Origin of the sequence: Leptobacterium meishanense, assembly GCF_037645805.1 — a bacterium.
GTDB lineage: Bacteria > Bacteroidota > Bacteroidia > Flavobacteriales > Flavobacteriaceae > Leptobacterium_A > Leptobacterium_A meishanense.
In genome coordinates this window covers 210,958-225,021 of sequence record NZ_JBBEXE010000001.1, presented here as the reverse complement: position 1 = coordinate 225,021, position 14,064 = coordinate 210,958, and the positions used below count along the sequence as shown (strand labels likewise).

Genomic DNA, 14,064 nt, shown 5'->3' with positions numbered 1-14,064 from the left:
TTTTAATGTTATTTTCTATTATTAAGCTTAGCCGTAATAGCTTATTGATCATTACAGGGATGGAGGATATAAATTTTAAAAAATATAAAAGAATTGCTTATAGTAATTAGAATACTTATTTTTATTCCAATAACCAACCACCTTAAAAACCTTGAAAGAAAAACAGACTTTTTGCAGAAATTGTGAGGCTTCTTTTAATAGCACGTTCTCGTATTGCCCATATTGTGGGCAGAAATCAGATGACGAGCTTACCATAGGAGTATTGTTCAGTAATACCATTAGTAATTATTTTTCTGTAGACGCGCGTTTTTTTAGGAGTTTTTTTCCATTGTTGTTTCGTCCTGGATACTTGGCCAAAAAGTTTGTAGAAGGAAAACGGTTGCGTTACCTACATCCTGCACAATACTATTTATTTGTTTCAGTAGTATTCTTTTTTCTGTTTTCCATTGTAATATCCAGACAGCAACAAGAATTTGACAAGGTTATAGAAAAGGCCTTTGTGCCAAAACAAACAATAGATTCTATATCTAAAAAGGATTCTGTTAATCTTTTAAGGGCTCAAGAGATTGTTAAAAATCAAAAAGAGAAATTAAAAGAATTGGATGTAAACATCAAAGAAGATGATTTAAAAAAGCTGGATTCTATATTAGAAAGCCCTAACCAAGGAATAAAGACGAGCTTTAATATGGCAAAGTTAGATTCATTAATTGCTGCCGGGGCTTCTAAGGAAGAAAAACTGGCAGCTCTTGGCTTGCCTAAAGAGAGTAAGGGAATAGGGAAGTTTTTGGCCGGTCAGGGGTTAAAACTATATGAACAAAAAGGAGGAGGTATTTTAAAAACATTTTATGATACTATTCCAATCTCCATGTTTTTTTTGCTGCCTATTTTTGCGCTGTTACTCAAGATTTTTTATTTACGTAGAGGTCATTTCGCTCATCATATTGTATTCAGCTTTTACTTTTTTACGTTTTTATTTATAGTGTTCAGCATCATTTTACTGGCCAATTTTATAGTAAATATTCCTGATTGGGTAGATTATCTGATAGTTTTTTCTACAGTGTTCTATCTGTTTTTAGCAATGAAACATTTTTATGAACAGGGATATTTTATTACGTTCATTAAGTTAGGTTTGTTATCATTCACCTACTTTATGTTCATACTGCCCTTTTCTTTTATAATTATGCTGCTGATTGCCTTTTCTTTATATTAAGAAAGCTTTTTGGAAAGGTATTTCCCAGTATAGGACTCTTTATTATTAACAATCTCTTCAGGAGTTCCTTGGGCAACTATATTTCCACCTCGATCACCTCCTTCAGGGCCTAAATCTATAATATAGTCTGCACATTTTATGAGATCTATGTTGTGCTCAACGACAATAATTGAATGTCCTTTGTCGATTAAAGCATCAAATGATTTTAATAGTTTTTGTATATCGTGAAAGTGTAACCCTGTGGTAGGCTCATCAAAAATAAATAATGCTTTTTCTTTTGTACTTCCTTTAATAAGAAAAGAGGCTAATTTTATGCGTTGGGCTTCCCCTCCTGAAAGGGTAGAAGAAGACTGTCCCAAGGTCACATATCCAAGTCCTACATCTTGTAAAGGTTTAATTTTATTTACAATTTTATCTTGTTTATGCAGTGAGAAGAACTCAATAGCTTCATCAACAGTCATATTGAGGATTTCATCAATATTTTTTTCATAAAAAACAACCTCGAGCACTTCTTTTTTAAAACGTTTCCCTTTACAGGTTTCACACTCTAGGTGTACATCAGCCATAAATTGCATTTCGATAGTTACTTCGCCCTCTCCTTTGCATGATTCACAACGCCCGCCATCTACATTAAAAGAAAAATGTTTGGCTTTATAATTTCGGAGGTTCGATAATTTTTGGTTAGCAAATAAACTACGAATATCATCATATGCCTTTATATAGGTGACAGGATTAGATCTGGACGAGCGCCCTATTGGGTTTTGATCTACAAACTCTATTGATGTAATAGCATTGAATGCCCCCTCAATTGTTGAAAATTGTCCTGGTTTTTCTCCGTATTCCCCAATTTCTTTCAGAATTGCAGGATAAAGAACTTGCTTAACCAATGTACTCTTTCCGCTACCGGACACTCCGGTAACCACTGTTAAGGAATTTAGAGGAAAGCTAGCATTAATATTTTTTAAATTATGTTCCCGAACACCTTTAAGCATTATAACACTTTTGGAAACCCTTCTTTTTTCGGGAACTTTGATTTCCATGCGCTTATTCAGGTAGTTAGAAGTCAGTGTATCCTTTTCAAGAATATCATCATAAGTGCCTGTTGCTACAATTTCTCCTCCATGTGAACCTGCTTCGGGACCAATATCAATAATGGTATCTGCAGCTTTCATGATATCTTCATCATGTTCTACAACAATAACAGTGTTTCCTAGATCTCGAAGCGATTTCAAGACGCTTATTAACCTTTCCGTATCTTTGGGATGCAGCCCTATACTTGGTTCATCAAGAATATACATAGACCCTACCAAGCTGCTCCCTAATGAGGTTGCCAAATTGATACGCTGTGATTCGCCACCGGATAATGTATTGGATTTTCTGTTCAACGTTAAGTATTCAAGTCCTACATTTGCTAAAAAGGAGAGCCTGCTTTTAATTTCTTTGAGAAGCCGTGAAGCAATTTTCTCCTCATGAGGGGATACCTTAAGTTCTTCAAAGAAAGGCATCAGCTTATCAATAGGTACTTCAACTAGGTCTGAAATAGTTTTGCCACCAACTGTTACATAATTTGCTTCCGGACGTAATCTTTTTCCTTTGCAAACGGCACATTTTGTTTTTCCACGATAGCGGGATAGCATTACCCGATTTTGAATTTTATAGCTTTTATCTTCCAGTTGCGAAAAAAAATCATCTAAACCTTCAAAATATGTATTCCCGTTCCACACCAATTGTTTTTGCTCATCGGTAAGCTCAAACCAAGGCTTATGTATGGGGAAATCAAATTTATAGGCATTGTTTACCAGTTGGTCCCGATACCAGCTCATACTTTCACCTCGCCATGGAAAAATAGCATTTTCATATACAGATAATCCGGTATTTGGAATTACAAGGCTTTCATCAATTCCAATAACATCTCCATAGCCTTCACATTTAGGGCATGCACCATAAGGATTATTAAAACTGAACAAATGAGCATTGGGCTCCGGAAATTGCATACCGTCTAATTCAAATAGATTACTAAATACCATCCTTTTACCTGAAACTACTTCTTCAATAATACAACCTCCTTTTCCCTCAAAAAAAGCAGTGTTTACAGCATCTGCAAGACGATTAAAAAAATCCTCGTCTTTTCTAACAACGATACGATCAACAACCAATTCAAAGTCCCGAGTTATTTCTTTATTAATTTCATCGATCCTTACTATCTGGCCTTGATATTTTATACGTGCAAAACCTTGTTGAGTGAGTATTTTTAAAAATTTTAAAACTTCTCTGCCCTCAGGGATGTGAACAGCGGAAAGTAGTAACAGTTTAGTGTTTTCCGGAAATGATTTTACATGGTCAATAACATCAGAAACTGTATGTTTTTTGACTTCTTGGCCGGAAACAGGTGAAAAAGTTTTCCCAATCCTTGCATAAAGGAGTTTGATATAGTCATAGATTTCAGTGCTTGTACCAACTGTAGAGCGAGGGTTGGTCGAAATCACCTTTTGTTCAATGGCAATAGCCGGGGAAATGCCCTTTATGTAATCAACCTTAGGTTTATCAAGCCTGCCGAGAAATTGCCGGGCGTAAGATGATAAACTTTCTACATACCTTCTTTGTCCTTCTGCATAGAGTGTGTCAAATGCTAAACTGGACTTCCCGGAGCCTGAAAGCCCTGTTATTACAATCAATTTGTTACGAGGTATAGCTACATCAACGTTTTTGAGATTATGCAATTTAGCACCCTTAATAAGGATAAAATCTTTTGAGTCTAACGTTGAAACATCTATCATTTGCTATAAAATAACCGCAAAGATACTAATCTTGCAGCGCCTTTAAAAAGAAGGATAAAAAGAATTTTAATAAAAAAAGAAACAGAAAATTTGTTTTTTATTAGTGAATAATAGTATATTTGATTCAAATAACAACCTAAAAAAACACTTGCTTATATATAAAATTACTTTTTAGTCAACCAAATCGATAGTAGCTCACATCATCTATGTGACTATGTGAATTAACCTAAAAAGTAATTTTATGGAGCAATTACCCAAAGATTCTACTTTAATAGAAAAGTACTTAAAGGGCGACGAAACTGCATTAGAAATACTTATCAATCGCCATTCTCAAAAGATATATAGTTTTGTATTCTCGAAAGTTTTTGATAGGGACGTTACTGAAGACATCTTTCAAGACACATTTATAAAGGTTATCAAAACCCTAAAACGCGGAGCCTATAATGAAGAAGGTAAGTTTTTACCTTGGGTGATGCGGATAGCACATAATTTGACAATTGATTATTTCAGGAAAAATAACCGGATGCCAAAGTTTGAGGGGAATGATGATTTTAATATTTTTTCTTTTATTAGTGACTCTTCTTTGAATGCAGAAAAACAAATTATTAAAGACCAAGTTGAAAGTGACCTTCGCCGATTAATCGAAGAGCTTCCAGAAGATCAAAAAGAAGTACTGGTTATGCGTATGTATAAAGACATGAGCTTCAAGGAAATAGCAGAGACTACAGGTGTAAGCATTAATACTGCATTGGGTAGGATGCGTTATGCTATCATCAATTTACGGAAGATTATAAATAAGAAAAATATAGTTTTAACGAACTAGAAACAATAAACATCTTTTTGCTGCGTTATGAATTTAATATTATCATACAAAATTTATAATATGGCAAAACTTTACACCGAAAAATGTTCATTAGAACTAAAAAAATTGAAACCCAGAAAAGAAACCATTGAATATTTGCTAAGTTATTCAAAGGCTTTAAGTGTTATTAAGTACAAGAGAATGAAGTTTGAAACGCTTCTCAACTAAACTTTGTGAAAAAGTCCGTTCAGCTAACGGGCTTTTTTATTTTTTAAGTAAATGTCAATAACCGTTTTCCTTCCTATTTTTTTGGTGATGATATCTTGATCTAAATCCCAACCTCTTGCAGGGGAATATTCTCTACCATACCAGATTATTTGAAGATGCAGTTTATTCCATTTTTCTTTTGGGAATAACCGTTTTGCATCTTTTTCTGTTTGGACAACATTTTTCCCATTAGAAAGCCCCCATCGGTACATTAACCGGTGGATATGTGTATCGACCGGAAAGGCTGGAATTCCAAAAGCTTGTGACATTACCACACTGGCTGTTTTATGCCCAACAGCAGGTAAAGATTCTAGTGCTTCCATATCGGCAGGTACTTTCCCATTGTATTTATCGATAAGAATATGAGAGAGTTCATAGATGCCTTTAGATTTCATAGGGGATAACCCAACAGGCTTGATAATATCCCTGATCTCCTCTTTTGACAATTGAATCATTTTTTGAGGGGTATCTGCTTTTGAAAATAGTATAGGGGTTATTTGATTAACCCTTACATCGGTACTCTGGGCTGATAACAATACGGCTATTAGTAGAGTATAAGGATCTTTATGGTTTAATGGAATTGGAACCTTGGGATAAAGTTGCTCCAATGTGTCAATTACAAAATAAACTTTTTCCGTTTTGGTCATTTTTGATTATTTTAGATGCAAAAGTAATTAAATTAAAAATTGACTATGAAGACATTAAAAGTAGGAGATCAGGTATCTCCATTCACTTCAAAAGACCAAGAAGGAAATACTGTATCATTGTCAGATTACAAAGGAAAAAAGTTAATAGTTTTCTTTTACCCAAAAGCAAATACACCAGGCTGTACAGCAGAGGCATGTAATCTTCGTGATAATTATAAAGTACTTCAAGATGAAGGATATTACCTTCTGGGAGTGAGTGCTGATTCTGAAAAACAACAATTAAATTTCAAAAATAAGTATGATTTTCCATTTCCCCTATTAGCTGATGAGGACAAAACAGTTATTAATACATTTGGTGTATGGGGACGCAAGAAGTTTATGGGCAAGGAATATGATGGTATTCACCGAATGACTTTTTTAATAAATGAGAAAGGGGCAGTGGAACGGGTTATTGATAAGGTTAAAACCAAAGATCATGCTGCCCAAATATTAGATAAATAGTTTACCCTTGTATTTTTTCAATTTTTTGTTTGGGGGCATAGCCGAATAAACCTTTCTTCTTGATAAGTTCAGCAATACCTTCTGGAAGCATTTCTTCCCAACCGTCTTTGCCTTCGGCCAGCAAGGCTAAAACTTCTCGTGAGAAAATATGGAGAATATTTGGGTCATAATCAAAGATATCAATTAATTTCCCATTGTACTTGAAGAACTTATAAAGCTCTTTCATTCTTGGGTGTACTTTTAGATTATTGCTGGTAATGAGTGCACCTGTTTCAGGATCTACCATTGGGTATAGGTAGACCTTTAAATCTTTGTAGAACAATTTACCAAATGCTTCAAGAATCCCACCACTTAGATGACGATAATACTTTTCATCAAAAATTTCTATCAAATTATTTATCCCCATCGTCAATGCCATTCGCTCTTTTGTATAATTAGAGAAGTAGTCTACTACTCGGTAGTATTCCTTAAAATTTGAGATCATTACCTTTTGACCTAAAGAACATAACAGTTCAGCTCTATCCATGAAGTCTTGTTCGTCTATTTCTCCTTCTGCTTTTAAATTGGATAATGTAATCTCAAAAATGACTATTGTTTTGTCTTCTTCAACTTTGTTTTCACGTATGAATATGTCATAGGACTTTTTATACATATCCATATTAACTTTTGTTACCGGTCTGAAACTTCCCCGAAGCGCTAAGATATTTTTTTTGTAGAGTACTCTTGCCGGAAGGATATTATTTCCATCAGAACCAAACATAACTGCTTCGGTCATGCCATTTTTAACAAGCTGCAAGCTCATCAATCTATTGTCTATTTCAGCAAATCTAGGACCTGAAAAATTTATAGTATCAATCTCTACAATGTCTTTATCTATATGATCATAGAGATAACGGAGCAATTTTTTGGGACTATTATATTTATAAAAGGCACCATAGATAAGGTTTACTCCCATAATACCTACAGTTTCTTGTTGCAACCGTGCTTCATTTTGATGAAACCTCATATGAAGGATAATATCATTATATGCTTCACCAGGAGCTACCTGAAAACGAATGCCCATCCAACCATGGCCTTTATATTTTTTTGCGAAATCGATGGTTGCTACTGTATTAGCATATGTAAAGAATAATTTTTCAGGATGTTTTTTTCTGGAAATACGCTGTTCAATCAATTCCATTTCATGGGAGAGCATACGTTTCAGACGGTTTTCCGTTACATATCGTTTATCATTCTCAATACCATAAATAGCGTCACTAAAATCCTTATCGTAAGCACTCATTGTTTTTGCCACTGTTCCAGAAGCTCCACCTGCACGAAAAAAATGGCGCGCTACTTCTTGTCCGGCCCCTATTTCAGAAAAAGTACCATAAATGTGTTCATTTAGATTTATACGTAAAGCTTTTGATAGGGTAGAGGGGACATTTTCAAACTCTTTATCTCCTGATAAAACGGTGGCCATTGAGAAAGGATTTATTTACTGCAAAGTTAATAAGAAACGTGGTTGAAATCCATAAATTAGTCATAAATTTGAATTAAAACCACCAGATTTGGAAGTTACTTTCTTAGGTACGGGAACATCACAAGGAATCCCTGTTATTGGCAGTACACATCCAGTATGTTTAAGTAATGATCCCAGGGATAGACGTTTAAGGGTTTCTGTATTGATAACATGGGATTGTTATACATATGTTATAGATTGTGGCCCCGACTTCAGGCAACAGATGCTTATATCAAATGTTTCTAAAATTGACGGAATTGTTTTTACGCATGAACACGCTGACCACACTGCAGGACTGGATGATATCCGGCCTTTTTTCTTTCGGCAAGGTGATATCCCCATTTATGCCCATAAACGTGTTCTCAAAGAACTAAAAAGACGTTTTGATTATATATTCCTTAGTGAGCACAGATATCCCGGAGCTCCGGCCGTGCAAGAACATGAAGTACGAAATAATGAACCGTTTAGGTTAGGAAATTTAAATGTAATCCCCATCAATGCCATGCATAACCGGTTACAGGTTTTTGGTTACCGATTTGATAATTTTGCCTATTTAACGGATGTGAAAACAATTAGAGAAGAAGAAATAGATAAGCTTATTGGAGTAGAGGTGTTAGTGGTAAATGCGCTCCGTGAAGAAGCACACCATTCGCATTTTAATTTAAAGGAAGCATTGAAATTTGTAGAAATAATACAACCTAAGAAGGCTTATTTTACACATATCAGCCATTTGATGGGTTTTCATTCCGAAGTAGAAGAAATGCTTCCTGAGAACGTTTATCTGGCATATGATAACTTAACTGTTCATATTTAAAAAAATAGAAACATGCGTAGTAGAATATTTATGTATTTGTTCTTTTTCTCAGTACTCTTTATTTTATTTCAGTACACGAATTCTAGAAATTATTTTAAATCCAAAGAAAAGAAGATTAAAGCCTTAGAAGATAAAGTTTTAAAACTAAAAGACTCCGCACAAGGATTATTATTAGAAAAACTTGATTTACAGTATTTTGACCTTCAAAATAATGATGATGCACTTTCTTATTATGATGATATGCAAATTCCTGATTTATCCAACTATATCCGTGATCGTTTGCTAGAAACAAATGAACGTAGTGGAAATAATCCTTTGATCCCTTATGAAGGAATGACAGGGCAGCCCATGAAAATAAATAAAATAAAAGTGCTTAACCACAAATGGATTATTGCTGATTTTAGTGATGGAAAACACTGGGGGGAGCTATTTATAAAATATGAAATAAAAGAAAGTAAAGACATCAAATTTATATTATTGGACCACCTTCTATACCCAATGTATTATTGACAGATTAAAACATAAGCTGTTTGTTCAACCATTTTTGTAGCGCATAAAAGTTTTGAGGGGATACCCCATGGCCTACAGGGAACTCTTCATATATAGTATTGATAGACAGTGTTTTCAATAATTCAGGAGCTTTTTGGGCCCATGCTACTGGAATTACTTGATCAACACTCCCATGAGAGCTATATACATTTATATGAGTATGATTTTTGGATTTATAATTAGCTACTAAAATAGCTTCATTTATATAGCCGCTCAAGGCAATTATATTGTTTACCTTTTCCGGGTATGACAATGCCACTGCATAACTTAATATGGTTCCTTGACTAAAACCCAATAATGTCACATTTTTTTTATCGAGTGAATAAGCCTCAATAGCTTCATCAATAAAAGAAACAATTAAATCTCTTGATTTTATTGCCTGCGCATGATCGCTCCATTTTCCTTCTGTAGCATCAAAATGAATAGCATACCATGCATAACCATAAGGCATTAAACGATATGGAGCCCGAACCGAGATAATGAAAAGCTCTTCAGGTAACTCTCCCGCAAAAGAAAACAGGTCATCTTCATTGCTTCCATAACCATGGAGCATAAACAATACAGGAGGCTTTCTGTCAGTAACACTTGACTTTCTAATAATATGTTCTAATGAGAGTGCGTGTTTTTGCATTATTGAATAAAGCTAAACCATTTTTGAAATGAATTTCCCAATAAGGGAATCAATGTTTTTCTTTCTTGAACTGCTCCGGAGAACCCATATATCCATAGAGTTATAATGATAATATAAAAAGCTGACGAAATAAACCAGCTATTAAACATACTTATCATAAATCCAATAGCATAAAAAGAAATATGGACACCAAATGCTTGCCGGATATGGAATCGGGCAAAATCATTTTTTGGCTCTAAGTTCATGAATATGGCAATGAGCGTTCCTATAATGGTAATGTAACTTACAATTGCAGTAGTTTTCCCTTTTTTATACGTTAGGTTTTGCATAGGATTATTGATTGAGTAGCAACTGATTATTTGAAAATATGCCATACACTATTCCCTTCAAAGAAGCCGTTAAAAAAACACTATTGGCAGAAGAAGAGTAAATATGCTCTTTGTTGAAGATATATGACATTTCAGGGTTAAATAGCGTTAAAGAAGCAGTGCTCCCTTCTTTTAACTCTGGTTCTTGGATTCCAAACCTTTTTCTTCCTTTTGTTAACAAGTAAATAGCTTTCTCTGTTCCCACAAGCCTGTTAAGCGCCCCAAAAAAACTTTCGAGGCCTATAGATCCGTATAAAGCATATTCAAACTCTACTTTTTTGTGTTCAATATCAATTGGGTTATGATCACTTGTCACAAAATCAATAGTTTCATCATCCAGCCCTTTAATTAGTGCTTTAACATCTATTTTTGTGCGTAGTGGAGGTAAAACTTTGTAACTAGTATCAAATTCCTTCAATTTCTCATCTGTAAAAAACAGGTTATGAACAGCTACGCTACAGGAAACATCTAATCCTTTTTTCTTAGCCTCTTTAATAAGTTTTACAGCTCCTGCTGTTGATATAGTAGGAATATGAAGTTTTCCCCCGGTGTACTCAAGAATGGACAAATCACGAACTACTTGTAATTCTTCTGCCATAGCAGGAATGCCTTTTAAACCTATTTGTGCTGCAATGTCTCCTTCATTCATCACACCATTTGTAGCAATACTGTTATCTTGTGGGAAGGAATATACCAAGCCATCAAAACTCTGAGTATACAACAAGGCTATTTTCAGGAGATTGGCATTTTTAATAGGTTTTTGATAATCATTAAATGCCACAGCCCCGGCATTTTTCATATCAAATAGCTCTGCGAGGTCAATTCCTTCGCTTTTCATAGTCAATGCACCTGAAGGATGTAATCTAGTCTTATTCCCATTTGCAGCAGATTTCAAAAACGAGATATCTGCATTAGAGTCTATAACAGGAGTCGTATTTGGGTTTACAATTACATCTGTAAAACCACTTTTAGCAGCTGTCTGGAGTCCATTTTTAATTGTTTCTCTATCCTCATGTCCGGGTTCACCGAAAGACACACTACTATCAAACCAACCGGCAGAAACATGTAGATTATCGAGTTGAATAGTTTTAACATTGGGTTTTTCTATACGGTCTGCAATCTGGGCAATAATGCCATTTTCAATAAGAATATCTTTTGTTTTATTATGAAATGCAGTATTATTTGGACAAATAATTTTAGCAGATTTTAATAGCACTGTCATTTAAAATATTTTAAGATAAGCATTTCGATAATCAAAAAAACTAAGGCAAAAATAACAAACCATTTCCAAAGCGCATTTATATCACGCTTTGTTTTTATAGCATTAAATACATCTTGAATAGTATCTGTATTGTTTTTATCATTCAAAAAAAGGGTATAATAAGTTAAATTGCTTTCTGTCCTGGGATAATTAAAAGCAAGGTTCTGAATAACTTTAGTACTATTTTTTGCCGTATAGATTCCTGATATAGAAGGATATTCATCCATAATAACTTCCACTTTGTTTGGATAAGTTTGTTGTAAAGGGATAAACGCACCGTTTTCATTTTCTATAGTGACTATTTCATCATCTAAGAGGACCGTTTTTATATCAATCCGGTTTTGTCTCCCTATTTCATAATATAATTCAGGCAAATTATAACTTTTCTTAGCAATGCTATAAAATGTAGGAACAATTAAAGGTGCATTCTTGAAGTTAGAATTTTCATCGCTGAGTGAAGCAGTAAATACATATATCCCATTTTTTTCAAGAAGAAAAGGCATATCATTTTCATAACCCAATAAAAAAGCATAGGTACCTAACATTGAATAATAGGTATTGACTTTAGGGTATTGAAAATTTTGGATTTCTTTATCAAACACATCTTCGTATACAGGGTGCGAAAATTGAATTTGAGAAATACGCCTCTCATTCATGATTAGACTATCAAAGCCATTTAATGCAAATGAACGGAAAAACTGGTTATAATTGTTCAGTTCAATGTTGCTTGAGGGGATTACAATAATATTCCCTCCATCATTATTTACAAATTGATTAAGCGCTATGCTAAGTGGGTTAGGAATGTTGTTCAGTTCGTTTAGAACAATAAGGTTTTGATTTTGAAATAAACTATAATTTACATCATTAGGAGAAAAGGAAGTATATACAAACTCATCCGGAGTGAATATGCGTTTTAAAAAATTATCCGTTACTTCGTTTATTGACAGAACATTTATTTTTTCAGGAGCGTTTATAACAAAAAAGAGACTGTTGTCGTACTGTAAACCAGTATCTTCGATTCGGACTTCTCCATTAAAAACCTGATTTGAAGGGATATTGAAAATGACACTATTTTCATTGCTTTCACCAAAATCAACGGCTGTCTTTGCTGTTAAATTCTGATTATTATACAATGATACTGATGTCACTGCTGATTCTTTTCCTGTCTTTTTCAAACGTACTGTCATATCTATAGTAGTGGAAGTTGCTTTTGAAATATAGACACTGTCAATATAACTGTTTTGAGTACTTACAGGATTTAAGCGGATAAAGATATTATTTAGTAATGTATCGCTAATTGTAGGGGTACTGTCTCGTTCTTGAAAATCAGAGATAATAATAAGGTTTTTTCGTGAATTCGGATCACCGGAAAAAATACCTTTGGCCCTCAAGTAGATTTCGTTGAGGTCTAGTTGAATTGAAGAATAATCAGGTTGTAACAGTTCATTTTGAATAGCTTTTATGGTTACTTTGTCATATTTATCCGTATTTGTAAACAAGCTTATTTCTTCACTCTCCGGAACATTATTGATTAATTCTTGCACCGCTCTATTATATAATTCACCCTTAGAGCCTTTTAATTGCATGCTAAAAGAATTATCAAGATATATAACAATCTCGTCTGTATTAAATGCTGATCTGTTTGCGATAAAGGGCTGAGAAAATGCAAAAATAATGGCAGTAAGTATCAGAAGACGGGTAACCAACACTAGCCATTTTTTAAGTTGGGCACTTTTTCTGGTTTGTAAAACAATCTCTTTTAACAACTTTACATTTGTAAAAGGTGTTTTTTTAAATTTTCTAAGCTGAAAAAGATGGATAAGAATAGGAATAATAAGTAATAAAAGTAACCATAGAATTTCCGGATATTTGAATTGCATTCCTAATCTAAAATTTATCAAAGATAAAAGATTCAGAAACTAACCAATGATGAATTAAGAAAATTTTGAGAACTTACCTTGTTTGAGATTATTAGAATTTTTCAAAAGCTCCCAATCCAAAAAGTGCAAAGTCATATTTAACAGGGTCTAAGGGATCTAACTCTCTTAAACTATTATCTAACTCGGCAACTGCCTTGGCATCATTTTGTACCCGTGTTAACAATCCTAATTTTCGCGCAATGTTTCCGGAGTGAACATCCAAAGGACAAGAAAGTTGAGCAGGGGAGAGTGTTTTCCATATACCAAAATCGACACCGCTATTATCGTTGCGTACCATCCACCGCAAAAACATGTTAATCCGTTTTGCTGCAGACCCCTTAAGTGGGTCTGAGATATGTTTTGTGTTTCTTTTTAGATATGGGATTTCAAAAAAGTGTGCCTTAAACTTAGAAATAGCAACTTGCAATGAATTCTTTTTAGCATATGTATTGAATACTCTTTCCAGACCACCATGGTTCATGTAGATATGGCGAAGCCCTTTAATAAAACATATGAGGTCAATTCCGTTAAACGTTCTATGCACAAAATGCTCAACACTTTCAAGTTGTACTTGATTATGGCTCATAACAAAATCGTATGGAGCATTTCCCATGAGTTGCATCATTTTTTGTGCATTGGCTATAATGCTTTTTCGGTTTCCCCATGCGATAGTAGCCGTTAGAAAACCGGAAATCTCAATCGCTTCTTTTGTGGTGAATTGATGTGGAATTTGGATAGGATCAGATGCTATGAATTTAGGGCGGTTGTATTCGTCAACTTTGACATTTAAAAACTCTTTAAGTTGATCGACATTCAT

Annotated in this window: 13 protein-coding genes; 5 read left to right on the top strand and 8 right to left on the bottom strand. The window is 34.2% G+C overall.

Annotated elements, in window-relative coordinates; translation table 11 throughout:
• Positions 1–151 precede the first annotated feature (151 nt).
• Complete coding sequence (locus WBG21_RS01040) at positions 152–1,210, top strand: DUF3667 domain-containing protein (protein WP_340073897.1); 1,059 nt, start codon at positions 152–154, stop codon at positions 1,208–1,210.
• Here the strand turns inward: WBG21_RS01040 and uvrA are convergent.
• Positions 1,207–3,987 (bottom strand): excinuclease ABC subunit UvrA, encoded by a 2,781-nt coding sequence (gene uvrA, locus WBG21_RS01035; RefSeq protein ID WP_340073896.1) that lies wholly within the window; start codon positions 3,985–3,987, stop codon positions 1,207–1,209. The two genes, WBG21_RS01040 and uvrA, sit on opposite strands and share 4 nt — an antisense overlap.
• 241 nt (positions 3,988–4,228) lie before the next feature.
• On the opposite strand from uvrA, the gene WBG21_RS01030 reads away from it, so the two are divergent.
• The gene (locus tag WBG21_RS01030; RefSeq protein ID WP_340073893.1) at positions 4,229–4,810 is read left to right on the top strand and encodes an RNA polymerase sigma factor; all 582 of its coding nucleotides are present in this window, start codon (positions 4,229–4,231) and stop codon (positions 4,808–4,810) included.
• A 230-nt stretch (positions 4,811–5,040) separates the two neighbouring features.
• On the opposite strand, the gene nth is transcribed toward WBG21_RS01030, so the two are convergent.
• Positions 5,041–5,703 carry an endonuclease III gene (gene nth / locus WBG21_RS01025; RefSeq protein ID WP_340073891.1) on the bottom strand — a complete coding sequence of 221 codons (663 nt, stop codon included), beginning with the start codon at positions 5,701–5,703 and terminating at the stop codon, positions 5,041–5,043.
• Positions 5,704–5,748: 45 nt separating this feature from the next.
• Here nth and bcp point away from each other — a divergent pair, with 45 nt between their 5' ends.
• The gene (gene bcp / locus WBG21_RS01020; protein WP_340073889.1) at positions 5,749–6,204 is read left to right on the top strand and encodes a thioredoxin-dependent thiol peroxidase; all 456 of its coding nucleotides are present in this window, start codon (positions 5,749–5,751) and stop codon (positions 6,202–6,204) included.
• Position 6,205: 1 nt separating this feature from the next.
• On the opposite strand, the gene WBG21_RS01015 is transcribed toward bcp, so the two are convergent.
• Positions 6,206–7,666 carry a TonB-dependent receptor gene (locus WBG21_RS01015; RefSeq protein ID WP_340073887.1) on the bottom strand — a complete coding sequence of 487 codons (1,461 nt, stop codon included), beginning with the start codon at positions 7,664–7,666 and terminating at the stop codon, positions 6,206–6,208.
• An 88-nt stretch (positions 7,667–7,754) separates the two neighbouring features.
• Here WBG21_RS01015 and WBG21_RS01010 point away from each other — a divergent pair, with 88 nt between their 5' ends.
• Together WBG21_RS01010 and WBG21_RS01005 are read left to right on the top strand one after the other, a co-directional pair.
• On the top strand, positions 7,755–8,519 hold the full coding sequence (locus WBG21_RS01010; RefSeq protein WP_340073885.1) for an MBL fold metallo-hydrolase: 765 nt from the start codon (positions 7,755–7,757) through the stop codon (positions 8,517–8,519).
• 12 nt (positions 8,520–8,531) lie between these two features.
• Positions 8,532–9,029: a hydrolase gene (locus WBG21_RS01005; protein WP_340073883.1), complete on the top strand. Its 498-nt coding sequence runs from the start codon at positions 8,532–8,534 to the stop codon at positions 9,027–9,029.
• Positions 9,030–9,033: 4 nt separating this feature from the next.
• Here WBG21_RS01005 and WBG21_RS01000 read toward each other — a convergent pair whose 3' ends face one another.
• From WBG21_RS01000 to WBG21_RS00980, 5 genes are all read right to left on the bottom strand, one after another.
• The gene (locus tag WBG21_RS01000; protein ID WP_340073880.1) at positions 9,034–9,699 is read right to left on the bottom strand and encodes an alpha/beta hydrolase; all 666 of its coding nucleotides are present in this window, start codon (positions 9,697–9,699) and stop codon (positions 9,034–9,036) included.
• The gene (locus WBG21_RS00995) at positions 9,699–10,028 is read right to left on the bottom strand and encodes a hypothetical protein (RefSeq protein WP_340073878.1); all 330 of its coding nucleotides are present in this window, start codon (positions 10,026–10,028) and stop codon (positions 9,699–9,701) included. Before WBG21_RS00995 ends, WBG21_RS01000 begins: the two co-directional genes overlap by 1 nt.
• 4 nt (positions 10,029–10,032) lie before the next feature.
• Entirely contained in the window at positions 10,033–11,289 is a 1,257-nt protein-coding gene (locus tag WBG21_RS00990; protein ID WP_340073875.1) for a dihydroorotase, read from the bottom strand.
• The gene (locus WBG21_RS00985; RefSeq protein WP_340073873.1) at positions 11,286–13,208 is read right to left on the bottom strand and encodes a BatA domain-containing protein; all 1,923 of its coding nucleotides are present in this window, start codon (positions 13,206–13,208) and stop codon (positions 11,286–11,288) included. Before WBG21_RS00985 ends, WBG21_RS00990 begins: the two co-directional genes overlap by 4 nt.
• A 91-nt stretch (positions 13,209–13,299) precedes the next feature.
• Positions 13,300–14,064 (bottom strand): TIGR02757 family protein, encoded by a 765-nt coding sequence (locus WBG21_RS00980; RefSeq protein ID WP_340073871.1) that lies wholly within the window; start codon positions 14,062–14,064, stop codon positions 13,300–13,302.

Coding starts and splice junctions, on each gene's coding strand:
- uvrA (WP_340073896.1), bottom strand. CDS start 3,987: ATGATAGATGTTTCAACGTTAGACTCAAAAGATTTTATCCTTATTAAG.
- WBG21_RS01030 (WP_340073893.1), top strand. CDS start 4,229: ATGGAGCAATTACCCAAAGATTCTACTTTAATAGAAAAGTACTTAAAG.
- nth (WP_340073891.1), bottom strand. CDS start 5,703: ATGACCAAAACGGAAAAAGTTTATTTTGTAATTGACACATTGGAGCAA.
- bcp (WP_340073889.1), top strand. CDS start 5,749: ATGAAGACATTAAAAGTAGGAGATCAGGTATCTCCATTCACTTCAAAA.
- WBG21_RS01015 (WP_340073887.1), bottom strand. CDS start 7,666: ATGGCCACCGTTTTATCAGGAGATAAAGAGTTTGAAAATGTCCCCTCT.
- WBG21_RS01005 (WP_340073883.1), top strand. CDS start 8,532: ATGCGTAGTAGAATATTTATGTATTTGTTCTTTTTCTCAGTACTCTTT.
- WBG21_RS01000 (WP_340073880.1), bottom strand. CDS start 9,699: ATGCAAAAACACGCACTCTCATTAGAACATATTATTAGAAAGTCAAGT.
- WBG21_RS00995 (WP_340073878.1), bottom strand. CDS start 10,028: ATGCAAAACCTAACGTATAAAAAAGGGAAAACTACTGCAATTGTAAGT.
- WBG21_RS00990 (WP_340073875.1), bottom strand. CDS start 11,289: ATGACAGTGCTATTAAAATCTGCTAAAATTATTTGTCCAAATAATACT.
- WBG21_RS00985 (WP_340073873.1), bottom strand. CDS start 13,208: ATGCAATTCAAATATCCGGAAATTCTATGGTTACTTTTATTACTTATT.
- WBG21_RS00980 (WP_340073871.1), bottom strand. CDS start 14,064: ATGAATGTCGATCAACTTAAAGAGTTTTTAAATGTCAAAGTTGACGAA.